The organism is Amycolatopsis lurida (assembly GCF_900105055.1).
GTDB lineage: Bacteria > Actinomycetota > Actinomycetes > Mycobacteriales > Pseudonocardiaceae > Amycolatopsis > Amycolatopsis lurida.
Genome location: NZ_FNTA01000003.1, coordinates 566,730 through 588,734, shown reverse-complemented (window position 1 = coordinate 588,734; position 22,005 = coordinate 566,730). Strand labels below are relative to the sequence as shown.

Genomic DNA, 22,005 nt, shown 5'->3' with positions numbered 1-22,005 from the left:
ATTCTCCTACTGGGTAACGGGTTCGCGGAGGAGGCGGGTGTCGTCGGTGCGCTGGACACCGGCGGCGAAGGTGAGTGCGACGACGGTGGCGGCCCCGAGGCCGACGCTCACCCACGCGACGCTGGGGTAGCCGAGACCGGCGTCGATCGACTCGCCGCCGAGCCACGGGCCGAGGGTGTTGCCGACGTTGAACGCGGCGGTCGTGCTCGCGCCGACGAGCGTGGGCGCGTTGCCCGCCACGGCGAAGGCCCGGACGTTCAAAGCGGGATTGACCCCGAATCCGGCGACGCCGAACAGGAACACGGCGAGGATCGCGACCGGGGTCGCCGGGCCGGAGAGGGCGAGCAGGACCAGGGCGAGCAGGGCGACGGCGAGGCCGCCGTAGAGAGTCGCGAAAGGCCTCGCGTCGGCGAGCCTGCCGCCCGCGGTGATGCCGATCAGCGCGCCGAGCCCGAAGAGCGACAGGACTCCCGGTACCCAGCTTTCCGGCAACCCGGCGACTTCGGTCAGCAGGGGCGCGAGGTAGCTGAAGGTCGCGAAGATCATCGCCTGCGCCAGGGCGATCACACCGAGTGCCAGCCAGAACCGGCCGCCTCGGTAGAGCCGCAGTTCGGTCGCGACGTCGGTCTTGTCCGCACCGTTCTGCGTCTCCGGGACCAGGGCGAAGACGCCGATCAGCGCGATGACGGTCAGTGCCGTGACCGCCCAGAACGCCGCCCGCCAACCCGCGTGCTGGCCGAGGAAGGTCCCGGCGGGGACGCCGGCGATGTTCGCGACGGTGAGTCCGCCGACCAGGATGGCCAGCGCGCGGCCACGGCGCTCGACCGGCACCAGCGCGACGGCGGTGGCCGCCGCGACCGCCCAGAATCCGGCGCAGGCGACCGCGCTGACGACGCGGGTCGCGAAGAGCAGGGCGTAGCCCGAGCCCAGCGCGCCGACGACATGCGAGATCCCGAAGACGACCAGCAGGGCCATCAGGGTGGCGCGCCTCGGCACCCGCAGGGTCGCGATCGCGAGCAGGGGAGCGCCGACGACCATGCCGATCGCGAAGGCCGAGATGAGTAGCCCGGCCTCCGGGATGCCGACGTTCAGATCGGCCGCCATCCCCGGCAGCAGGCCGGTGATCATGAACTCGGACGTGCCGAGCGCGAACACGCTCAGTCCGAGTACGCAGACTGCCAAAGGCACGGGACGTTCCTCCAGTTTTGTATTGATCAGTCCAAAATGTGGGCAGTGTCGCGCACGGGGATCGTTCCGGGTGCTACTTCGCGGCGATCGCGTCCAGCGCGATGGCGGCGACGGACTCCATGGCCGCCCGGCCGGCGCCTCGGCGGGACATCAGCCGGAGACCGGCGACGGTGCTGTGCGCGAACTCGGCGAGCGCGCCGGGGTCGCGATCGCCGTCGATCGTCCCGTCGAGTTGTCCTTCCTTGGCGCAGGTCGAAAGAAGGGCGAGATGACGCCGGGTGTCGGCCTCGATCCGAGCCTTGATCTCGGGGTCGCGATCGCCGAACTCGGCCACCGTGTTGACCACGAGGCAGCCCCGGCCGTGGTGCGCGACCTCCTCGTCGATCGTGTACGAGAACAGCGCGCGGAACCGCTCGATGCCGGTCCCGGATTTCTCCAGCAAGGCCGTCCTTGCTGCGATCCCGCGTTCGGCGTAGTGATCGAGCGCGCGCACGAACAGTTCGTGCTTGCTGGTGAAGGTGTTGTAAATGCTGCTGCGGCCCAGGCCGGTGGCTTCGCAGAGGGCCTGTGTCGACGTGCCCTCGTAGCCGCGTGCCCAGAACGCGTCCATGGCGCGCCCGACCGCGGCGCGCTCGTCGAATTCCTTCGGCCTGGCCATGGGCATGACCGTACCAGGTTTTGGATCGATCGGTTCAAAATGGGCCGGGTCAGCGTGCGGGGCGCCACAGCGGCAAGATGGCAGGGTGGGTTACGACGCGCTGCTTTGGCTTTCGTTCGGTGGTCCCGAGGGGCTCGACGAGGTGATGCCGTTCCTGGAGAACGTCACGCGGGGCCGTGGGGTCCCCCGGGAACGGCTGCTCGAGGTCTCTGAGCACTACCAGCACTTCGGCGGGGTCTCGCCGATCAACCGGCTCAACCGGGACGCGATCTCCGCGGTGGAGAAGCAACTCGCGGCCGCCGGGATCGACCTGCCCGTCCACTTCGGCAACCGCAACTGGCGGCCGATGGTCGAGGACACCCTCGCCGAGATCACCGAGGCGGGTGCCCGGCGTGTGCTGGTCTTCCCGACGAGCGCGTACGGCGGCTATTCCGCCTGTCGCCAGTACGACGAGGACATCGAGCGTGCCCGCGCGGCGGTCGGCGACGGTGCGCCGGAACTGGTGAAGCTGCGGCAGTTCTTCGACCACCCGCTGTTCGTCGCCGCCTTCGCCGACGCCGTCCGTGCCGCGCACGCGAAACTGGGGAACCGGCCCGGAACCCGCACGGTGTTCTGCGCCCACTCGGTTCCCGAGTCCGCCGACACCGCGTCCGGCCCGCCGTCGGAAGGCGGACGGCGCTACTCGCGCCAGATCGCCGAGGCCGCGCGGCTCGTCGCGGCCGAAGCGGGGATCGAGAGCTACGACGTCGTCTGGCAGTCGCGCTCCGGCCCGCCGCAGGTGCCGTGGCTGGAGCCGGACATCGTCGACCACATCGACGCGCTGCACGCGGAAGGCGTCACCTCGGTGGTCGTCTGCCCGGTCGGCTTCGTCTCCGATCACCTCGAGGTGATTTGGGATCTCGACAACGAGGCCGCGGAGCGGGCCGCCGAGCACGGCATGGGCTTCGCGCGTGCCGCGACGCCGGACACCGACCCGCGCTTCGCCGAACTCGTCGTCGAGCTGATCCGGGAGCACACCGAGGGACTGCCGGCGCGGAAGCTGTCGCCGTTCCCGTCGGCGGGATGCACGGTCAACGGGGCGCCTTGCGCGATCGGATGCTGCGAGCCCGCGAAAAGGCCCGCGCGCCCGTAAGTACCGGTCTCGTGAGTGGTAATGACGGTTCTAACCGTCATTACCACTCACGAGACGCGCCCCACCGCTGCCCCTCCTCCGGCAGTACGTGAAGGACCCCTTCACTGCGCTAGACGCAATGAAGGGGTCCTTCATGTACTTGGCGAGGTGTGAAGGGGACCTTCAGCTGTGCCTGCTGGGACAGGTGGTGTTCGGATGGCGATCACGGACCTTCGACCAACGGCCACGACCAGTAGCTGCGAAGACCCCTTGGTTCTAACCGGCCTTACCACTTACGAGGCCGATCGTCATCGGGCCGCGATCCGAGACAGGTGCAGGTCGATGAGGGCGATGGCCTCGTCGCCGGACTTGTAGCCGAGCAGTACCGCGTCGCCGAGGCCGGCCACCAGGGCGAGCAGGAGATCGGCCTCGGTGGCCGGGTCGGTGGTAAGCAGGAGGTCGCCGGTGTCCTGGCCGGTGACGAGCAGGGCCGCCACCGCGTCGCGGAGCTGACCGTGTCCGGTCCGGAAGTGTCCGGCGATCTCCGGATCCTTGAGCGCGCGCACCACGAAGGCGTTCGCGACGAGCGCGTGGTCCCGGCCCGCCTCATCGAGAGGCAGTAGAGCGACGAGCAGATCCCGGACGCGCGGCTCAGACGGGGAGGCGATGCGCTCCTCGATGCCGCCTCGCAGGGTGGTCGTCGCGTAGCGCAGCATCTCGTCCCTCGACGCGAAGTAGTGCTGGACGGACCCCTTCGAGATGCCGGCTTCGGCCGCGACCTCGTTCAGGCTGACCCCTTCGAGTCCTCGGTCGGCCGCGATGCGCCGAACGGCCGCGGCGATCTGCCGCCGCCGGTCCTCGTGATCGACTCGTTTGGGCACCGCACTCCTTTTGGCAGTCCGATCGGATTGCAAACCTCTCACCAACTGTTTACAATCCGATCGTACCGTAAAAAGGAGGGGTGAGAATGAAGGTGGGCGGATTCGCCTCGCCGGAGGCACGCGCCGAGTACGAGGCCGTCTACGAACGAGGTATGGCGGCTTTGCCCGCACCGACCGGGATCCACGACGTCCGGACGGCGTTCGGGGTGGCGCGCGTGTACCGGTTCGGGCGGCCGGGTGCGACGCCGATCGTGCTGCTGCCCGGCCGCGCGGGGACCGCGGTGATGTGGGAACCCAACCTCGCCGCGCTGCTCGCGCACGGCGAAGTGTTCGCGGTGGACCTCATCGGCGAAGCGGGCCGCAGTGAACAGACCGCCCCGATCCGCGACGGCGCGGACCAGGCCGCGTGGCTGAGCACGGCGCTCGCCGAACTCGCCCTGCCGTCCGTGCATCTGATCGGGTACTCGTTCGGTGGCTGGCTCGCGACCAACCTCGCGGTGCGGGCACCGGAACGGCTGAAATCGCTCACCGTGATCGACCCCGTGCTGACGTTCGGCGGGCTGACCGTGGGACTGGTCGTCCGCGCGACGCTCGCCGCGATCCCCGGGATCAGCCGATGGGCCCGGCCGTCGTTCCTCGACTGGATCTCCGGCGGCGCGGAAGTCGATGCCACGGATCCGGTCGCGCGGGTGATCGACGAGGGGATGCGGACCTACCGCATCGCCCTGCCGTCGCCCAGGTTGTTCACCGACGAGCAGCTGCGCTCCCTGCGCCTGCCTGTGCTGGCCCTCATCGCCGGCCGCAGCGTCATCCATCGCCCGGAACGCGCGGCGGCCCGCGCCCGTGAGTTCCTGTCGCGGGGACAGGTCGAGCTGTGGCCCTCGGCGACCCACGCCATCGCCGGGGAATCCGCGGCCGAGGTCAACGCGCGCGTCCTGAAGTTCCTGGCCGAATACGAGACGGACTCGTGAGCGCGCGCGGCAAGAACCCCACGTTGTCCTTGCTGCTCTGGGACGTCGCGCTCCCGCTGGCCGCCTACTACGGGCTCCGGCTCGCCGGGCAGAGCGAGCAGGTCTCGCTGCTGGCCGGGGCGGGGGTGGCGGCGGCCCGGATCACGTGGGTCGCCGTCCGGGACCGGGCCTTCGACGGGTTCGCCGCGTTGCTGGCCGGTGTGCTCGGCGTCGGCCTGGTGCTATCGCTGGTCACCGGGGACGCGAAATTCCTGTTGTTGAAGGAATCCTTCGCCACCGCGACCGCCGCGATCGTTCTGCTGCTCAGCTGCTTCAGCCGTACACCCATGGTGCTCGTCGCCGTTCGGGCCGGCTCCAACGCGGCGAAACGCGCGGAGATCGACCGGTTGAGCGACGAGGTCCCCGGTTTCCGGCGGGCGTTCACCCTGATGTCGGCGGTGTGGGGCGTGGCGCTGCTGCTGGAGGCCGCGATCCGGGTGCCGCTGGTCTACACCCTGTCGGCCGACGTGATGAACGCGCTCAGCGTGGTGCTGCTCCTCGCCGTCATCGGCGGGCTTTCGCTGTGGTCCGTCCGTTATGCCGAGAAAGTCCTGAAAAAGCACACGGTGGCCACGTAGCGACCTACGGGTGCCTGTCCGCCTGCTCGGCGAACACTCGCACCGCTTCGTTGATCGCCGCGTACCGGGCGTTGCGGACCGCTTCGGTCAGCGGCCGCAACGCGTCCGCCCGCCGGAGCGCCGCCGACGAAGAGAGCGCGCCGCCCGGATCGTCGGATTCGGCGATAGCGAGGATCGCCGCGATCTCCTGGGAACGCTGGAGCACTCGCAGCGCTCGGCTGGGCATCCCGGCGGGCCACGGCGCGTCGGTGGCGGCCCGGAGCCGCGCCGAGAGTTCCGCCCGCACCCCTGGCCGCTCGCTGGCGACGTCCAGCGCCTGCAACGCGCCCGCGCTCGCGCGGATCGCGTCGGTCAGGCCGTGTTCGGCCTCGCCCAGCGGGCGGTACTCGAGGACACCCGGCATGGGCACCGAGTACACCGTCCACCGCATGAGCCCTTCGGCGATCGCCTCGGGGACCACGCCGTAACCGAGGTCCGGCAGCAGGACGGCCTCGCCGATCCGCAGCGCGGCCTCGGTGAACGGCCCGCCGCCGCCCAGGCCGCGGACGTCGCCGGGTACCGGAAGCAGCAGCTGCATGCTCTTGGCGCCCTGCCCGCGCAGAGCGAGCAGCAGCTGGACCGGGGTCGCCGCCCGGTTGAACGCGAGCGGCAGGTCGAACGCTTCGGCGGCCGCCGCGTCCGCGGCGACGAAGTCGTGGGCTTCGCCCCAGACCTGCAGGGCGTCAAGGACGTCGTCGGAGGCGGCGGCTCCGTTCAGCCACGCCGAAGACCAGACCGCGAGGGTCGCACTAGGACGGCACACTGGATTGATTTTAGTCGTGTTCCGGCGAAACCCGGCTATGGGAGGGTTAACCCCGGCTTGCCGTTCGCGATCACCGGAGCTGGAGTTGCTTCACGTCGACAGGGCCAGACTCGCGACGTAGCGTCGAACGGGTGAACGATGTTCCCGCAAACCTGCCCCGGACCGCCGGGGACCTTCGCGCGGCGGGTCACCTGCCGCGGTCGATCAGTCAAGAACTGCACGACAACCTGCTTGCCAAGCTCCGTGCGGGGGAAGACGCCTGGCCCGGGATCGTCGGGTTCTCGCGCACCGTGCTGCCGCAACTCGAACGCGCGCTGCTGGCCGGGCACGACGTCGTCCTCCTCGGCGAACGAGGCCAGGGCAAGACCCGGCTGCTGCGCACCCTCGCGGGGCTTCTCGACGAATGGACGCCCGTCATCGAGGGTGCCGAGCTGGCCGAGCATCCGCTCGACCCGATCACCCCGGAATCGCGCCGCCGCGCCGCCGAGCTCGGCGCCGCGCTGCCGGTGACCTGGCGTCACCGCGACGAGCGGTACACGGAAAAACTGGCCACACCGGACACTTCGGTCGGCGACCTGATCGGCGACGTCGATCCGGTGAAGGTCGCGGAAGGCCGCAGCCTCGGCGATCCCGAGACCATCCACTTCGGACTCGTCCCGCGCGCCCACCGCGGCATCGTGGCGATCAACGAGCTGCCGGACCTCGCCGAGCGCATCCAGGTCGCACTGCTCAACGTCATGGAGGAACGCGACATCCAGGTGCGCGGCTACACGCTTCGCCTCCCGCTGGACGTACTGCTGGTGGCGACGGCCAACCCGGAGGACTACACCAACCGCGGCCGCATCATCACCCCGCTCAAGGACCGGTTCGGCGCCGAGATCCGCACGCACTACCCGCTCGACGTCGAGTCGGAGATCGCCGTCGTCCGGCAGGAGGCGCATCTGGTCGCCGAGGTCGGCGAGCCGCTGCTGGAGGTGCTGGCCCGGTTCGTGCGGAACCTCCGCGAATCGCCGGTGATCGACCAGCGGTCGGGCGTCTCGGCCCGGTTCGCCGTCGCCGCGGCGGAGACGGTCGGTGCGGCCGCACTGCGCCGGTCCGCGCTGACCGGGGAGGAACCCGCCGTGGCCCGCCCGGTCGACCTCGACGCGGTCCCCGGCGTCCTGCGCGGCAAGCTCGAATTCGAGCCGGGGGAGGAGGGGCGCGAGACCGAGCATCTCGTGCACCTGCTGCGCCGGGCGGTCGCGGAGACGGCCCGCTCGCGGTTCGCCGGACTGGACCTGCTGCCACTGGCCGACGCCGTCGAATCCGGGCATCTGGTGTCCACGGGAGAACGCGTACCCGGCAAGGACGTCCTCGCCGCATTGCCCGAATTGCCCGTACTTCACGACGTCGCCGCGCGGGCGGGCGTCGGCCCGGACGAACCGGCGGGGCGGATCGCGGCCGCGGTCGAACTGGCGCTGGAATCCCTGTTCCTGTCGAGGAAACTCGCCAAGGACTCCGACGACTCGACGACCGTCTACGGCCGATGAGTTTTCTCCCGGAAGGTTATTCGTACGGGCCCTGGGACAACGGCCCGGATCCGCTGGCACCGCCGGCGGACCTGCGTGACGCGCTCGACGAGATCGGCCGCGACGTCATGGCGGGTGCCTCGCCCCGGTCCGCGCTGGAAGAACTGCTGCGGCGCGGCACCCCGCGCACCGCCGGGCTCGACGAATTGACCCGGCGGCTCTGGCAGCGCCGGTCGGAGATCCAGCGGCGGCACCGGCTCGACGGCACGCTCCAGGAGGTCCAGCGGCTGCTCGACCAGGCGCTGGAGGCCGAACGGCGCGAGCTGTTCCCTGATCCGGACGACGACGCCCGCTTCCGTGAGGCACAACTGGACGCGTTGCCGCCGGGGACGGCGGCGGCCGTGCGCGAGCTCGCCGAGTACGACTGGCGCTCGCGGGAAGGCCGGGAGAACTACGAGAAGATCCGTGATCTGCTCGGCCGTGAGCTGCTGGATTCCCGTTTCGAGGGAATGAAGGAGGCGCTGCGGAACGCCGGGCCGGAAGAGGCCGAGCGGGCGAACCGGATGCTCGCCGACCTCAACGAGCTCCTGGCCGCGCACGCGCAAGGCCGCGAGGACGTCCCGGAGCGGTTCGCGGAGTTCATGCGTGAGCACGGCGAGTTCTTCCCGGAGAATCCGAAGAACGTCGAGGAGCTGATCGACGTTCTCGCCGCCCGCGCCGCGGCCGCGCAGCGGATGCTCAACTCGATGACGCCGGAACAGCGGGCCGAGCTGGCCGAACTTTCGCAGCAGGCGTTCGGCGACCCCCGGCTCGCGCAGCAGCTGTCCACTTTGGACGCCCAGTTGCGAGCACTGCGGCCGGGCGAGGACTGGACGTCGTCGGAACGGTTCCGGGGCAACGACCCACTGGGCCTCGGCGAGGGCGCCCGGGCGATGTCCGATCTCGCCGAACTGGACGCGCTGGCCGAACAGCTCGGCCAGTCCTATCCCGGCGCTAGGCTGGAGGACATCGACGTCGAGGCGCTCGAACGGCAGCTGGGCCCGGACGCCGGTGTGGACGCGCGACGGTTGTCCGAACTGGAACGCGAACTCCGGCGCCAGGGTCTCTTCGAACGTGCTCCCGATGGCACGCTCCGGTTGTCGCCCAAGGCATTGCGGCGGCTGGGGGAGACGGCGCTCGCCGACGTCGTGAACGCGTTGCGCGGCAAGACCGGCCAACGGGAGACGGAGTCCGCCGGAGCCGCGGGCGAGCCGACCGGCGCCACCAGGCCGTGGCGGTTCGGGGACATGCAGCCGTGGGACGTCTCCAGGACGGTCCGCAACTCGGTCCTGCGTTCGGTTTCGGTGGGCGAGCGGCGGGTCCGGATGGACGTCTCCGACGTCGAGGTGGTCGAGACCGAACATCGGTCGCGCGCGGCGGTGGCGCTGCTCGTGGACACGTCGTGGTCGATGGTGCAGGAGGGCCGCTGGCTGCCGATGAAGCGGACGGCACTCGCGTTGCACCAGCTGATCAGCACCCGGTTCCGCAACGACGCGCTCCAGCTGATCACCTTCGGCCGGTACGCGACGTCGGTCGAGTTGGCGGAGCTGGTCGGCCTGGAGGGCGCTTGGGAACAGGGCACCAACGCCCACCACGCGCTGCTCCTGGCCGGACGGCATCTGCGGCGGCACCCCGACGCGCAGCCGGTGGTCCTGATGGTCACCGACGGCGAACCGACGGCGCATCTGGAACCCGACGGCACGGCCGAGTTCGACTATCCGCCGCGGCCGAGGACCCTGCTCAAAACCCTGTCCGAAGTGGACAGGATGGCGAAGCTGGGCGCCTCGGTGACGGTGTTCCGGCTCGGGGACGATCCGCGCCTGACGGAGTTCGTCGACGTCATCGCGCGCCGCTCTGGCGGCCGGGTCGTCGCTCCGGATCTGGACGGGCTCGGCGCCGCCGTGGTCGGCGACTACCTACGGACCAGGAAACGCTGAACTCGCTTAGGCTGGCCCGATGGGGTACTCGGTCGGAAAGGTCGCGGCGCTGTCGGGGGTCACCGTGCGCACGCTGCATCACTACGACGAGATCGGGCTGTTGAGCCCGAGCGGGCGGACGGCGGCGGGCTACCGGAGCTACAGCGACGACGACCTCGACCGCCTGCAGCGTGTCCTGTTCTATCGCGAACTCGGGTTCGGCCTCGAGACGATCGCGAAGGTGATCGACGACCCGGCGGTCGACGCGATGGAGCATCTTCGGCGCCAGCGGGCGCTGCTCGCCGACCGGATCGGCGAGCTGACCCGGATGGCCGAAACCGTCGAGCGGGTGATCGCGGCGAAGGAGGCCGGCGCCGCGCTGACCGCGGAGGAGCGGTTCGAGGTCTTCGGCGAGTTCCGTGAGCCGGAGGGCTACGCGGAGGAGGCCGTCCGCCGGTGGGGTGACACCCCGCACTGGCGGGCGGCGGCCGTCCCGCGGTCCAAGCAGGAATGGATCGAGGCGGAGAAGCTCCGGGAGGACTGGGTACGGCGGCTTCTCGCCCTCTTCGACTCCGGCGCGCCCGCCGTCGGCCGTGAGGCGATGGAACTCGCCGAGGAGCATCGCCGGATGCTCGCGGCGTTCATGGGGGACTGCGACCTCGCGACGCACCGCGAGCTCGCCAAGCTGTACGCGACCGAGCCGGTCCAGCTCGGCTTCCTGGTGCGTGAGCCGGACCAGCGACCGGGCCTCGGCGAGTACATCCGCGACGCCGTCCACGCCAACGCCGAACGGGTCACGGGATAGCGAATCGGTTACTCCGGCCGTGTCCGGCTCCCACCGGACGGGAACGGCGTGGCGGCTCCGCTTACAGTCGGAGTATGCAGACTTGGTCATCGGTCGACGTGCCCCGTATCCCCGGCACCCCCCGTCCGCTGCGGCTCCACGACACGGCGACGGGGCAGATCCGCCCCACGGCGCCCGGGTCGACCGCCCGGATGTACGTCTGCGGCATCACGCCGTACGACGCCACCCATTTGGGGCATGCCGCCACGTACCTGACATTCGACCTGGTGAACCGCTTGTGGCGGGACGCCGGGCACGACGTCCACTACGTGCAGAACGTGACGGACATCGACGAGCCCTTGTTGGAGCGCGCCGAACGGGACAAGGACGACTGGATCGTCCTCGGCATGCGCGAGACCGCGCTGTTCCGCGAGGACATGACCGCGTTGCGGGTGCTGCCGCCGCGGCAGTTCGTCGGCGCGGTCGAGAGCATCCCGGAGATCGTCGAGGTCATCGCCAAGCTGGTGGCCAACGGCAGCGCCTACCGCGCGGACGACGCGGAGTACCCGGACATCTACTTCGAGCACAACGCGACCGGGCATTTCGGTTCGGAGTCGAACTACGACGCCGAGACCATGGCGAAGTTCTTCGCCGAACGCGGCGGCGACCCGGACCGTCCCGGCAAGCGGCACCCGCTGGACGCGTTGCTGTGGCGGATGGCGCGGCCGGGTGAGCCGTCGTGGGAGTCCGAACTCGGCGCGGGGCGGCCGGGCTGGCACATCGAGTGCAGCGCGATCGCGGTCAACCGGCTCGGCCTCGGCTTCGACGTCCAGGGCGGCGGCTCCGACCTGATCTTCCCCCACCACGAGTACAGCGCCGCGCACGCGGAGGCGGTCGCGGGGGACAGGCCGTTCGCGCGGCACTACGTGCACGCCGGGATGATCGGCCTCGACGGCGAGAAGATGTCGAAGTCGCGCGGGAACCTGGTGTTCGTTTCGCGGCTGCGTGCCGACAAGGTCGACCCGGGCGTGATCCGGCTCGCGCTGTTCGCCGGCCGCTACCGCGAGGACCGTCCGTGGACCGCGCAACTGCAAGCGGACGCCGAGACACGCCTCGCGCGCTGGCGCGAAGCCGTCTCCCTCGGCGACGGCCCGGCGGCGGAGGACACGGTCGCGCGTTTGCGTGATCACCTCACCGACGACCTCGACACGCCCAAGGCGCTCGCGGCCGTCGACGCCTGGGCCGAGCAGGCGCTGACCCGCTCCGGCACCGACCCGGCGGCTCCCGGCCTGATCCGCAACGCCGTCGACGCGCTGCTCGGCATCGAGCTCTGACGAACAGTGTCCGGGGCGGGAACTTCCCCGTCCCGGACACTGTGTATAACGCCCTACACGGCGACGCGTCCGGCCTCCAAGCGGAGGTGCTCGCCCGCCCAATCACGCCGCAGCCACCGATCATGCGATGCGATGACGACGGCACCCGGCGCCGAATCGAGCGCGGTGAACAACTCCTCGGCCAAGGTGAGCGAGATGTGGTTCGTCGGCTCGTCCAGCAGGAGTACCTCTGGCGGGTCGGCGATCAGCAACGCCAGCGCGAGCCGGCGCCGCTGCCCGACCGACAAGGCGCCCACGCGGGTTCCGAGATCGCGAGGGGCCAGCAAACCCAGGCTGCGCAACGGGGGAGCGTCCTCGCCGAGGGCTTCGGCGTAGGTCCGCTGCGCGGTCTTCTCCGGCTCGGCGAACGCGACGTCCTGGGTCAGCATGCCGATCCGCACGCCGCGTCCGGAAAGGACGGTGCCGGAGTCTGGCGTCAGCGAGCCGGCGAGGACGGACAGCAGCGTCGACTTCCCGGCGCCGTTCCCGCCGGTGATCAGGAGCCTCGACGTCGTGGTGACGTCCAAGGTCGACAACCGCAGCCGTCCGGCGATCTCGATGTCCCGCACGGAGATCGCCGTCTTGCCCTCTCCGGGCTCGCCGGTCAGCTCGCCCTGGAAGCGCAGCGGCGCGGGCGGTTTCCGCACCTGGTCGCGTTCCAGTTCGGCCAGCCGCAGCTGGGCGTTGCGGACCCGGCGTGAGATCTGTTTCTGCACCCTCCCGGTCTTGAAGTCGTAGAGCATTTTGGCGTTGTCGCGCTGCGGGCGGTTGTGGGCGACGTTGCGCGCGGTGACGGCCACCGATTCGCGCAGTTCTTTGAGCTCGTCCTGTTCCTCGGCGTAGCGCTGCTCCCAGCGCGCCCGTTCCGCCCGTTTCTGGTCCAGATAGTCGGAATACGTGCCGCCGTACCGGGTCGGGCCACCCAGTGCCGGGTCGAGGTCGACGATGTCGGTGCACACCGCGTCGAGGAACACGCGATCGTGCGACGACAGCACGAGGACGCCGGTCAGCGAGGCGAGATGCTGTTCCAGGAACTCCATCGCCGCGTCGTCGAGGTGGTTCGTCGGTTCGTCCAGGACGAGCGTGCCCGGCCGCCGGATCAGCAGCGCCGCGAGGCCGAGCCTCGACCGTTGCCCGCCGGACAGTGTGCCCAGTTCGCGCGCCGGGTCGATCCCGGCGAGCCCGAGACCCGCGCACACGACCTCGGCCCGCCGGTCGGCGTCCCACAGGTCGTGCGCCTGGGCCCATTCGAGGACGGTGCCGTACTCGTCGAGCACGGCGGCATCGTCCGGGCGATCGGTGAGCGCCGCGGTCAGTGCGTCGAGTCTCGCCGACGCCTGCCGGATCTCGGCGAGCGCGTCGTCGATGACGTCGGAGAACCGTGCGGTGAGCGGGAAAGGCAGCTCCTGCAAGAGGAATCCGAGGTCGTCGCCTCGCAGCACCTCACCGCTCTGCGGCTCTTCGACCCCGGCCAGCAAGCGCAGGAGCGTGGACTTGCCGACGCCGTTCTCGCCGACCAGGCCGAGCCGCTGTCCTGCCGAAGCGGTCAGGTTGACGCCGTCGAGGACGACGCGGGCACCGTAGGAGTGGACGAGGTCCTTGGCGATCAGGGAAAGAGACATACGACATCACCGTGTTTCTCGGACATGAGGATCCCCGCCGGGCCTCGTGGCATACGGGAGCGATGCTCGACCGGAGCCGCCTCGGAGCGGGAAGGTGCGATGTCAGTTGTCCATGATGGGAGCAGTCTAACGCAACCTATGTAGCGTTAGTCAACCCCTTTTTCGGATCGCAGGCGAGCGGCCTCCTGCTCGGCGAACGCGCGCCCGTCGGTCATGACGCCGAGAAGCGCCGTCAGCTGCCGGCGGTCGAGCCTGCCGAGGCGGTCACCGAAGAAGCGGGCCATGGGGGAGTAGAGGTCGGCGACCTCGGCCAGCCGGTCGGGTAGCGGGCGGATCACGAGACGGCGCCGGTCGGCGGGATCGGGGACGCGTTCGACCAGACGCCGTTCCTCCATGCGGTCGAGCATCCGGGTCACCGCCCCCGTGGTCATGCCGAGCGCTCGCGCCAGGCCGGTCGGCGAAGTCGTGGCGCCGCTGATGACCAGCTGGAGCCCGTGCAGTTCGGTCGCGCTGATCCCGAGCCGTTCCGCCATGGCCGTCTGGAACAGGACGGTGGCGCTGACGAACCGGGGGATCTCTAAGGCGGCCGAGGTGGCGAGTTCTCGCTGGTCAGGCATGTGCTTCCTTGCTCAGTAGTTGAACGGTGCAGTTACTGCGCTAGGCAGCAACTGCTTCAGCAAGGGTATAGAGGCTTACTTGACATCCCATCGGCCACCTGTAAATCTGAAAGAGAACTTTCGAAAGACTACTTTCAGATTGGATCGGTCGATGACCGGGTTGCCGCCGCGCAAGCGGATCGAAGACGTCGAGCTGATGCGGGCGCTGGCGCATCCGCTGCGGTCGGCGCTGGTGGACCACCTCATGGCGGTCGGTCCTCGGACCGCCAGCGAATGCGCGGCGGCCGTCGGCTCGACGGCCTCGAACTGCAGCTGGCATCTCCGCCAGCTGGCGCAGCACGGTCTCGTGGAGCGGGTCGAGGGGGAGGACGGGCGGGAGCGCCCGTGGCGGGCGTGCCAGGTCGGCATCGAGTTCGGCGACGACCCGGAGCTGCACGGGGCGCAACTGGCGGTCGTGGGCACCACCCTCGCGCGGGAAAAGGAGCTGACCGAGCGTTATCTCGACGCCGCCGACCGGCTCGACAAGGAATGGCGGGACGCGTCGGGGATCAGCAACTACTCGCTGCGGGTGACCGCGGCGGAGCTGGACGAGCTGGTGCGGGGGATCGACGCGCTCGTGCGGCCCTATGTCGGCGCGATCCGTGAAGACGCTCCCGCCGAGGCCCTCCCGGTCCACTTGGGACTGCGGGCGTTCCTCCGCATCGACGCCGAGGGGAAGCCGAGCAGATGAAACCGTTGAGAGAACCCGCCTTCGCGCGGTTGTGGATCGCCGCCTTCTTCTCCGAGACCGCCGAGTGGATGCTGCAGATCGCGTTGCCGGTGTTCGTCTTCCAGGCCACCGGTTCGGCGGCCACGACGGCGTTGAGCATCGTCCTCGGCCTGGTGCCCGCGGTGCTGCTGAGCCCGGTCGCCGGCGTGATCGCGGATCGGTGGAACCGGCGGCTGGTGCTGTGCGTGGTGTGCGCGGGGCAGGCGTTCGTGGCGCTGCCGCTGCTGTTCGTCGCGTCCGGCGGTCCGGTGTTCGTGATCTACGGGGTGATGGCCGCGCAGGCGGGTCTGGCCTCGTTGTTCGAACCCGCCCGCAACGCGCTGGTGCCCGAACTGGTCGCGCCCGGCGAGCTGATCGGCGCCAACGGCCTGATGAGCATCAACGGCAGCGTCGCGCGCCTCGCCGGCGGCTGGGCGGGCGGCCTCCTGCTCGGGTTCGGCGGCCTGGGCTGGGTCGTGGTGGCCTATCTCGGCGTGCTGGTGATCGGCTCGGCCCTGCTGGCGCGCCCGTTCCCGCGCGTCGCCGCGCCGAAAGCGGCCGGACCGCATGAGCCGGTGCTGCGAGCCTGGATCGACGGGCTTCGCGAGATCGGCCGCGAAGGGCGCCTTCGCCTCGCCGGTGTCGTCGTGGTGCTGACGTCCCTGGCGCAGGGGATGTTCCTGGTGCTGTTCGTGGTGTTCGTACTCGACATCCTCGACGGCACCGAAGGCGACGTCGGCCTGTTGCGCGGCGTGCAGGCCCTCGGCGGGCTGGCCGCGGGATTCGCCGTCGCCACCATCGCCCGCAAGGTCGCGCCCGCCGCTCTGCTCGGCTGGGGCGGTCTGGCGCTCGGCCTGCTGTCGGCCGTGATCTGGAACCTGCCCGCGCTCACAGTGTCGCTGCCGCTGGGTGTCTTCATCGGACTCTTCGGTGTGGTCGGCGCTCCCGGAGTGCTCGCGGGCTCCGGTCTGCTCTCGCTGGTCCAGACCGCCGCGTCGCCTGAGCGGTCCGGCCGGGTGCTGAGCACCGTCTTCGCCGGGACGGCGGGGTTCACGGCACTGGGCGCGTTGCTGACAGGAGCCCTGCTCGACGTGCTGGGCACCGGCGTCCTGCTGAACGTCCAAGCGGGTCTGCACACCGTCTCGGCACTGGTCGTGCTGGGCGTGTCGGCGTCGGGCAGGTTACGCCGTGACGCGATTCCGGCGGTTCCCCGGTCCGGGTGAAGCTACGGTGGTGGAGTGCCGCATCTCTTCGCCACCAGCGACCTCCACGTCACCCATGAGGGCAACGCCCCGCTCGTCGACGAGGTCGTCCCCCGTACCCCCGACGACTGGCTGCTCGTGGCCGGTGACGTCGCCGAACGCGCCGAATCCGTGATCGGGGTGCTCAAGACCTTGCGTGAACGCTTCGCGAAGGTCGTCTGGGTGCCCGGAAACCACGAGCTGTGGACCACCCAGAAGGATGAATGTCAGCTGCGGGGACAGGCACGCTACGAGCACCTGGTCGAGCGCTGCCGCGAGATCGACGTCCTCACCCCGGAGGACCCGTATCCGGTGTGGGAACACCAGGAGAAGCCGCTGACGATCGCCCCGCTGTTCGTGCTGTACGACTACAGCTGGCGCACCCCCGCCGCCGACGGCCTGCCGATGCTGGCGGCCATCGAGCAGGCGCGTGAGGCCGGCGTGCTGTGCACGGACGAGTTCTTCCTGCACCCGGACCCCTATCCCAGCAGGCAGGCGTGGTGCGCCGACCGGGTGAAGATCAGCACGGAACGGCTGGAGGCGATCCCCGAGGACCACGGGACGATCCTCATGTCGCACTGGCCGCTGCACCGTCACCCGACCGAGCCGCTGTACTTCCCGGAATTCGCGCTCTGGTGTGGGACGACGGAGACCGAGGACTGGCACCGGCGTTTCCGGGCGGAGGTCGCCGTCTACGGGCACCTGCACATCCCGCGCTCCACGGAGGCGGATGGAGTGCGCTTCGAAGAGGTTTCGCTCGGTTACCCGCGTGAGTGGCGGAAGCGGTCGCGCGGGCCGATCCCGCTGCGGCGCATCTTCTGACGCCTCGTGAGTGGCTAGGACGGTTCTAACCGTCCTAGCCACTCACGAGACCGGTGGTTCAGCCGCGTCCGGGACCGTCCTGGCCGGGACGCCGCCGCCGCAGGTACCGCTCGAACTCGGCCGCGATCTTGTCCCCGCTCACGTCGTCCAGCGTGAACTCGGTCTCCGCGTCGCCGCGCTCCTCGAGCCCCCGGACGTACTCGCTGATCTCCTCGTCCTCCTCGGCCATCTCGGTGACCGTCCGCTGCCACTCCTCGGCCTGCTCGGGCAGGGCGCCGAGCGGGATCTCGACGTCGAGGACGTCTTCGAGCTTGTGCAGCAGCGCCAGCGTGGCCTTGGGCGACGGCGGGTGCGAGACGTAGTGCGGCACGGCCGCCCAGATCGACACGGCCGGGACGCCCGCCTGCACGCAGTAGTCCTGCAGGACTCCCACGATGCCGGTCGGTCCCTGGTAGTTGTTCAGCTCCAGGCCGAACTGCGAAGCGGTGTCCTTGTCGTACGCCGTCCCGGTGACCGGGACAGGACGAGTGTGCGCGGTGTCGGCTAGGAGCGCGCCGAGGGTGACGACCGTGGCGACTTCGAGTTGCTGGATGTGCTCCAGCAGTTCGCCGCAGAAGGCGCGCCACCGCATGTTCGGTTCCGGCCCCTGGACCAGCACGATGTCGCGGCTGAAGCCTTCCGGGCGGCACACCGAGAGCCGCGTGGTCGGCCAGTCGACCCTTCGGGTGACGCCGTCCACCATGCGTACGGTCGGTCTGCTGACCTGGAAGTCGTAGTACTCGTCAGGACTCAGCTCGCTCAGCGGTGTCGCATCCCAGTTGAGCTGGAGATGCTCGACCGCCCGGCTGGCCGCGTCACCTGCGTCGTTCCATCCTTCGAAGGCGACGATCATGATCGGCTTGGTGTCATCCGGGTGGTCGCGGCCGGGCCGCTGGGTCTCGTCGACGGGCTCACTCACCGGACCAGCCTACGACCAGGCGACCGTGTGGCGTTGGGCATGTCCGGTGGCGTTTCGCTGGGAGGAACCGTACCCAACCGTCGTACAGGACATTTCGGGCAGCCACCTCGCCGCCGACGTGAATCCGTCTCGGCTACCGTGGGCCCGGAGAAGGTCCATCCGATCGTGAGGGGGAACCGTGACCGAACCGTCCACACTGGACGGACTCGCCGCCGTGCTGTGGGATATGGACGGCACGCTGGTCGACTCGGAGAAGCTGTGGGACGTCGCGCTCTACGAGGCCGTCGAAAGCCTCGGCGGCACCCTGACCGAGGAACAGCGCCTGAGTCTCGTCGGGTCCAATATGGACGACACGGCCGCGTTCCTCCTCGAGGTCTGCGGCAGGCCTGTCACACCCGAGTCGATCACGGAGATGGGGGAGTGGATCCGCCGCCGCACGGCGAATCTGTTCGACGGCCCGCTCCCGTGGCGCCCCGGCGCACAGGAACTGCTCGAACTGTTGCGCGACAACGGTGTCCCGATGGCCCTGGTCACTTCCACCGAACGGTCGCTGACCGAACTCGCGCTCAACACCATCGGCCGCGAGCACTTCGCCGCCACGGTCTGCGGCGACGAAGTCGATGGTCTGAACAAGCCGAACGCCAGGCCGTATCAGCTGGCCGCGGAGTTGCTGGGAGTCCCGGCATCCCGGTGTGTCGCGATCGAGGATTCACCGCCGGGCGCGGCTTCCGCGGCCGCGGCGGGCTGCACGGTGGTGGTGATCCCGAACGACGTCGACGTCGAACCGGGTGAACGGCGCGTGTTCCGCTCGTCGCTGGTGGGTCTCGACGTGCCGTCGCTGACCGCGCTCCTGCCCTGACCGCCATGTCGCATTTCCGCTAGACCCCGCCCCGTGCGGTCGGTGATGCTTGCCGGGTGCATGAGAATTTCGAACGCTGCGTCTGGGCGGTCCAGTCGAAGGACGCCCGGTTCGACGGCTGGTTCTTCACCGCGGTCCTGACGACGCGGATCTACTGCCGGGCCAGTTGCCCGGTGGTCCCGCCCAAACCGGAGAACATGACGTTCTATCCGAGCGCGGCGGCCGCGCAGGAGGCCGGGTTCCGCGCCTGCAAGCGCTGCCGTCCGGACGCGAGCCCGGGCTCGCCGCAGTGGAACGAGCGCGCGGACCTGGTGGCCAGGGCGATGCGGCTGATCGCCGACGGCGTCGTCGACACCGACGGCGTGAGCGGGCTGGCCGCCCGGCTGGGCTACAGCGTCCGGCAGGTGGAGCGCCATGTGCGCGCCGAACTCGGCGCCGGTCCGCTCAGCCTCGCCCGCGCCCAGCGGGCGCAGACCGCGCGGCTGCTCATCGAGACGACCGGTCTGTCGATGATCGACGTCGCCCTCGCCGCGGGCTTCGGCAGCGTCCGCACCTTCAACGACACGGTGCGAGAGGTCTTCGCCCTGTCGCCGACGGAGTTGCGGGCCCGGGTCCGCACGGCGCCTGCCATCGCGCCCGGAACGCTGAGCCTGCGCTTGCCGTACCGGAAGCCGTTGTTCCCGGACAACCTGTTCGGGCATCTGGTCGCGACAGGCGTCCCCGGCGTCGAAGAATGGCGCGACGGCGCGTACCGCCGGACGCTGCGGCTCCCGCACGGCCCCGCCGTCGTCGCGCTCAAGCCGGGGGACGGCTACATCGGCTGCCGGCTCACGCTCTCGGACCTGCGGGATCTCTCGACCGCGATCAGCCGTTGCCGTCGCCTGCTCGACCTCGACGCGGACCCGGTCGCGGTCGACGAGGCTTTGGCGACGGACCCGTTGCTCGAGCCGCTTGTGGCCGCCGCGCCGGGCAGACGGGTGCCGAGGACGGTCGATGGTGACGAGTTCGCCGTCCGCGCCGTACTGGGCCAACAGGTGTCCACCGCCGCGGCCCGCACCCACGCCGCCCGCCTGGTCCTCGCGCACGGCGCCCCCGTCGACGACCCGGACGGCGGCCTCACGCACCTCTTCCCGGACGCCGCCGCGCTCGCGGACATCGATCCGGAAAGCCTCGCGATGCCGCAGAGCCGCAAGCGGACTCTGCTCGGTCTCGTGGCCGAGCTGAACGAAGGCGACCTCGACCTCGGCGCGGGAAGTGACTGGCAGCGAGCCCGCGAGCGGTTGCACGCGCTGCCCGGTTTCGGCCCGTGGACCGTCGAGAGCATCGCGATGCGCTCGCTCGGTGATCCGGACGCCTTCCTGCCGACCGACCTCGGCGTCAAGGTCGCCGCGAAGGGGCTCGGGCTGGGCCCGGCCGCGTTCGCCACGCACGCCGAACGCTGGCGTCCGTGGCGCGCCTACGCCGTCCAACACCTCTGGGCGACCGGAGATCACCCGATCAACCGGCTGCCCGCCGCCTGAATTTCCGAGGAACGCCATGCGCACGCACACCGTCATCGACAGCCCGTACGACAAGCTGACCCTGGTCGCGGAAGGCGAAAGCCTCTGCGGGGTGTACATGGTCCAGCAGCGGCATCGCCCGGCCGAGGAGACGTTCGGCCATCCGGACCCGGGTTCACGGATCTTCGTGGACACCGAGAAACAACTGAAGGAGTACTTCGCCGGTCAGCGGACGAATTTCGATCTTCCGCTGAGCTTCGGCGGCACCGCGTTCCAGCAGATGGTCTGGGAAGGACTGCTCGGGATCCCGTATGGCGAGACGGTCTCCTACGGCCAGCTCGCCGACCGGCTCGGCAGGCCCAGCGCGTCGCGCGCGGTCGGGCTCGCGAACGGGAAGAACCCGATCAGCATCATCGTGCCGTGCCATCGGGTGATCGGTTCCAACGGCGATCTCACCGGTTACGGCGGCGGCGTCCAACGGAAGCGGCAGCTGCTCGACTTCGAGCGAGGTGGCGCGGCGCTGTTCTGAAGTGTGACGCGACCGGCACCACACCGGCCCGGGGCAGCGCGGCGCGGGCGCGGATGGAAGGATCTCCAGACTGTGAAGACCTTCGATGAGCTGTTCGCCGAGCTTGCCGACCGCGCCCGCACGCGGCCCGACGGTTCCGGCACCGTCGCCGCGCTCGACGCGGGAGTGCACGCGCAGGGCAAGAAGGTGCTCGAAGAGGCGGGCGAGGTGTGGATCGCCGCCGAGCACGAATCCGACGACAGGCTCGCCGAGGAGATCTCACAGCTGCTGTACCGCGTACAGGTGCTCATGCTCGGCCGAGGACTGTCGACAGAGGACGTGTACCGGTACCTGTGACGCCTTCGCGTCCGGAGAACCAAGGAGAAGCAATGCTGCGTGTCGCCGTGCCGAACAAGGGAGCCCTCGCCGCCGCCGCGTCGGAGATGCTCGGAGAGGCCGGCTACCGCAGGCGACATGAGGCTCGCGACTTGACCGTGCTCGACACGGTCAACGAGGTCGAGTTCTTCTTCTTGCGCCCCAAGGACATCGCGATCTACGTCGGGTCCGGCGAGCTGGATCTCGGCATCACCGGCCGCGACCTCGCACTCGACTCCGGCGCCCCGGTCGAAGAGATCCTCGGCCTCGGCTTCGGCGGTTCCACCTTCCGGTACGCCGCGCCCGCGGGCCGGGAGTGGAAGGCCGAAGACCTGCACGGCAAGCGGCTCGCGACGTCGTACCCGCGCCTCGTGCGCGAGAACCTGAAGCAGCACGGGGTGGAGGCGGAGGTCATCCGCCTCGACGGCGCCGTCGAGATCTCGATCCAGCTCGGCGTCGCCGACGCCATCGCGGACGTCGTCGAGTCCGGCCGTTCGTTGCGCCAGCACAACCTCGTGGCCTTCGGGGATCCGATCTGCGTGTCGGAGGCGGTACTGCTGCAGCGGGCCGGCACCGAGCACACCCGGCCGAAGGACCAGCTGAAGGCACGGCTCCAGGGTGTCGTCTTCGCCCAGCACTACATGATGCTGGACTACGACTGCCCGCGGTCCCTGCTGGACGCGGCCATCGCGATCACGCCGGGGCTCGAGTCGCCGACCGTCGCGCCGCTGGCGGACGAAGACTGGGTGGCCGTGCGGGCGATGGTGCCGCGCAAGGAGGTCAACCGGATCATGGACGAACTCGCGGAGACCGGCGCCAAGGCCGTCCTGGCTTCGGACATCCGGGCCTGCCGCCTCTGAGGCGTCGTGAGTGGTAAGGACGGTTCTAACCGTCCTTACCACTCACGA

General features: G+C 70.0%; 22 protein-coding genes. 15 read left to right on the top strand and 7 right to left on the bottom strand.

The features are described 5' to 3' along the window. Window positions 1–6 precede the first annotated feature (6 nt). Together BLW75_RS05115 and BLW75_RS05110 are read right to left on the bottom strand one after the other, a co-directional pair. The gene (locus tag BLW75_RS05115) at window positions 7–1,188 is read right to left on the bottom strand and encodes a Cmx/CmrA family chloramphenicol efflux MFS transporter (RefSeq protein ID WP_034306565.1); all 1,182 of its coding nucleotides are present in this window, start codon (window positions 1,186–1,188) and stop codon (window positions 7–9) included. A gap of 73 nt (window positions 1,189–1,261) precedes the next feature. Beyond that, on the bottom strand, window positions 1,262–1,846 hold the full coding sequence (locus BLW75_RS05110; protein WP_034306568.1) for a TetR/AcrR family transcriptional regulator: 585 nt from the start codon (window positions 1,844–1,846) through the stop codon (window positions 1,262–1,264). Between the two features lie 85 nt (window positions 1,847–1,931). Between BLW75_RS05110 and BLW75_RS05105 the strand changes: the two genes are divergently transcribed. After that, the gene (locus BLW75_RS05105) at window positions 1,932–2,978 is read left to right on the top strand and encodes a ferrochelatase (RefSeq protein WP_034306569.1); all 1,047 of its coding nucleotides are present in this window, start codon (window positions 1,932–1,934) and stop codon (window positions 2,976–2,978) included. 287 nt (window positions 2,979–3,265) lie between these two features. On the opposite strand, the gene BLW75_RS05100 is transcribed toward BLW75_RS05105, so the two are convergent. After that, window positions 3,266–3,838, bottom strand: coding sequence for a TetR/AcrR family transcriptional regulator (locus tag BLW75_RS05100; protein ID WP_034306572.1), 573 nt, complete (start codon window positions 3,836–3,838; stop codon window positions 3,266–3,268). A gap of 86 nt (window positions 3,839–3,924) precedes the next feature. On the opposite strand from BLW75_RS05100, the gene BLW75_RS05095 reads away from it, so the two are divergent. Continuing rightward, on the top strand, window positions 3,925–4,809 hold the full coding sequence (locus BLW75_RS05095) for an alpha/beta fold hydrolase (protein WP_034306574.1): 885 nt from the start codon (window positions 3,925–3,927) through the stop codon (window positions 4,807–4,809). Continuing rightward, on the top strand, window positions 4,806–5,426 hold the full coding sequence (locus BLW75_RS05090) for a VC0807 family protein (protein ID WP_034306577.1): 621 nt from the start codon (window positions 4,806–4,808) through the stop codon (window positions 5,424–5,426). Before BLW75_RS05095 ends, BLW75_RS05090 begins: the two co-directional genes overlap by 4 nt. Before the next feature lie 4 nt (window positions 5,427–5,430). On the opposite strand, the gene BLW75_RS05085 is transcribed toward BLW75_RS05090, so the two are convergent. Beyond that, complete coding sequence (locus tag BLW75_RS05085; RefSeq protein ID WP_034306580.1) at window positions 5,431–6,228, bottom strand: hypothetical protein; 798 nt, start codon at window positions 6,226–6,228, stop codon at window positions 5,431–5,433. Window positions 6,229–6,359: 131 nt separating this feature from the next. On the opposite strand from BLW75_RS05085, the gene BLW75_RS05080 reads away from it, so the two are divergent. The 4 genes from BLW75_RS05080 (at window position 6,360) to mshC (ending at window position 11,809) form a co-directional block, all read left to right on the top strand. Continuing rightward, entirely contained in the window at window positions 6,360–7,757 is a 1,398-nt protein-coding gene (locus tag BLW75_RS05080) for an ATP-binding protein (RefSeq protein WP_034306583.1), read from the top strand. Further along, on the top strand, window positions 7,754–9,712 hold the full coding sequence (locus tag BLW75_RS05075; RefSeq protein ID WP_034306585.1) for a vWA domain-containing protein: 1,959 nt from the start codon (window positions 7,754–7,756) through the stop codon (window positions 9,710–9,712). The genes BLW75_RS05080 and BLW75_RS05075 overlap by 4 nt, the downstream gene beginning before the upstream one ends. A 19-nt stretch (window positions 9,713–9,731) precedes the next feature. Further along, a complete protein-coding gene (locus BLW75_RS05070; protein WP_034306587.1) occupies window positions 9,732–10,496 on the top strand; it encodes a MerR family transcriptional regulator in 765 nt (254 codons plus the stop codon). Between the two features lie 74 nt (window positions 10,497–10,570). Then, window positions 10,571–11,809: a cysteine--1-D-myo-inosityl 2-amino-2-deoxy-alpha-D-glucopyranoside ligase gene (gene mshC, locus BLW75_RS05065; protein ID WP_034306590.1), complete on the top strand. Its 1,239-nt coding sequence runs from the start codon at window positions 10,571–10,573 to the stop codon at window positions 11,807–11,809. Between the two features lie 53 nt (window positions 11,810–11,862). Here the strand turns inward: mshC and BLW75_RS05060 are convergent, their stop codons facing one another. Together BLW75_RS05060 and BLW75_RS05055 are read right to left on the bottom strand one after the other, a co-directional pair. Then, on the bottom strand, window positions 11,863–13,470 hold the full coding sequence (locus BLW75_RS05060) for an ABC-F family ATP-binding cassette domain-containing protein (RefSeq protein WP_034306593.1): 1,608 nt from the start codon (window positions 13,468–13,470) through the stop codon (window positions 11,863–11,865). Between the two features lie 146 nt (window positions 13,471–13,616). After that, entirely contained in the window at window positions 13,617–14,087 is a 471-nt protein-coding gene (locus BLW75_RS05055) for a MarR family winged helix-turn-helix transcriptional regulator (protein WP_034306596.1), read from the bottom strand. 151 nt (window positions 14,088–14,238) lie between these two features. On the opposite strand from BLW75_RS05055, the gene BLW75_RS05050 reads away from it, so the two are divergent. The 3 genes from BLW75_RS05050 to BLW75_RS05040 are packed head-to-tail and all read left to right on the top strand — an operon-like array spanning window position 14,239 to window position 16,898. After that, window positions 14,239–14,817, top strand: coding sequence for an ArsR/SmtB family transcription factor (locus BLW75_RS05050; protein ID WP_034306598.1), 579 nt, complete (start codon window positions 14,239–14,241; stop codon window positions 14,815–14,817). After that, complete coding sequence (locus BLW75_RS05045; protein WP_034306600.1) at window positions 14,814–16,058, top strand: MFS transporter; 1,245 nt, start codon at window positions 14,814–14,816, stop codon at window positions 16,056–16,058. The genes BLW75_RS05050 and BLW75_RS05045 overlap by 4 nt, the downstream gene beginning before the upstream one ends. Window positions 16,059–16,073: 15 nt before the next feature. Beyond that, the gene (locus BLW75_RS05040; RefSeq protein WP_034306603.1) at window positions 16,074–16,898 is read left to right on the top strand and encodes a metallophosphoesterase family protein; all 825 of its coding nucleotides are present in this window, start codon (window positions 16,074–16,076) and stop codon (window positions 16,896–16,898) included. A 58-nt stretch (window positions 16,899–16,956) separates the two neighbouring features. On the opposite strand, the gene BLW75_RS05035 is transcribed toward BLW75_RS05040, so the two are convergent. Continuing rightward, complete coding sequence (locus BLW75_RS05035; RefSeq protein ID WP_034306604.1) at window positions 16,957–17,856, bottom strand: PAC2 family protein; 900 nt, start codon at window positions 17,854–17,856, stop codon at window positions 16,957–16,959. A 178-nt stretch (window positions 17,857–18,034) separates the two neighbouring features. Here BLW75_RS05035 and BLW75_RS05030 point away from each other — a divergent pair, with 178 nt between their 5' ends. The 5 genes from BLW75_RS05030 to hisG all read left to right on the top strand — a co-directional run bounded on the left by BLW75_RS05030 (window position 18,035) and on the right by hisG (window position 21,957). Then, complete coding sequence (locus tag BLW75_RS05030) at window positions 18,035–18,715, top strand: HAD family hydrolase (protein ID WP_091596808.1); 681 nt, start codon at window positions 18,035–18,037, stop codon at window positions 18,713–18,715. 56 nt (window positions 18,716–18,771) lie between these two features. Continuing rightward, on the top strand, window positions 18,772–20,235 hold the full coding sequence (locus BLW75_RS05025; RefSeq protein WP_034306607.1) for an AlkA N-terminal domain-containing protein: 1,464 nt from the start codon (window positions 18,772–18,774) through the stop codon (window positions 20,233–20,235). 16 nt (window positions 20,236–20,251) lie between these two features. Beyond that, window positions 20,252–20,743 carry a methylated-DNA--[protein]-cysteine S-methyltransferase gene (locus tag BLW75_RS05020; RefSeq protein ID WP_034306609.1) on the top strand — a complete coding sequence of 164 codons (492 nt, stop codon included), beginning with the start codon at window positions 20,252–20,254 and terminating at the stop codon, window positions 20,741–20,743. 72 nt (window positions 20,744–20,815) lie between these two features. Next, window positions 20,816–21,079 carry a phosphoribosyl-ATP diphosphatase gene (locus BLW75_RS05015; protein ID WP_034306611.1) on the top strand — a complete coding sequence of 88 codons (264 nt, stop codon included), beginning with the start codon at window positions 20,816–20,818 and terminating at the stop codon, window positions 21,077–21,079. 32 nt (window positions 21,080–21,111) lie between these two features. Next, on the top strand, window positions 21,112–21,957 hold the full coding sequence (gene hisG, locus BLW75_RS05010) for an ATP phosphoribosyltransferase (RefSeq protein ID WP_034306613.1): 846 nt from the start codon (window positions 21,112–21,114) through the stop codon (window positions 21,955–21,957). Window positions 21,958–22,005 lie beyond the last annotated feature (48 nt).

Coding starts and splice junctions, on each gene's coding strand:
- BLW75_RS05110 (WP_034306568.1), bottom strand. CDS start 1,846: ATGGCCAGGCCGAAGGAATTCGACGAGCGCGCCGCGGTCGGGCGCGCC.
- BLW75_RS05095 (WP_034306574.1), top strand. CDS start 3,925: ATGAAGGTGGGCGGATTCGCCTCGCCGGAGGCACGCGCCGAGTACGAG.
- BLW75_RS05075 (WP_034306585.1), top strand. CDS start 7,754: ATGAGTTTTCTCCCGGAAGGTTATTCGTACGGGCCCTGGGACAACGGC.
- BLW75_RS05070 (WP_034306587.1), top strand. CDS start 9,732: ATGGGGTACTCGGTCGGAAAGGTCGCGGCGCTGTCGGGGGTCACCGTG.
- mshC (WP_034306590.1), top strand. CDS start 10,571: ATGCAGACTTGGTCATCGGTCGACGTGCCCCGTATCCCCGGCACCCCC.
- BLW75_RS05060 (WP_034306593.1), bottom strand. CDS start 13,470: ATGTCTCTTTCCCTGATCGCCAAGGACCTCGTCCACTCCTACGGTGCC.
- BLW75_RS05055 (WP_034306596.1), bottom strand. CDS start 14,087: ATGCCTGACCAGCGAGAACTCGCCACCTCGGCCGCCTTAGAGATCCCC.
- BLW75_RS05050 (WP_034306598.1), top strand. CDS start 14,239: ATGACCGGGTTGCCGCCGCGCAAGCGGATCGAAGACGTCGAGCTGATG.
- BLW75_RS05045 (WP_034306600.1), top strand. CDS start 14,814: ATGAAACCGTTGAGAGAACCCGCCTTCGCGCGGTTGTGGATCGCCGCC.
- BLW75_RS05020 (WP_034306609.1), top strand. CDS start 20,252: ATGCGCACGCACACCGTCATCGACAGCCCGTACGACAAGCTGACCCTG.
- hisG (WP_034306613.1), top strand. CDS start 21,112: ATGCTGCGTGTCGCCGTGCCGAACAAGGGAGCCCTCGCCGCCGCCGCG.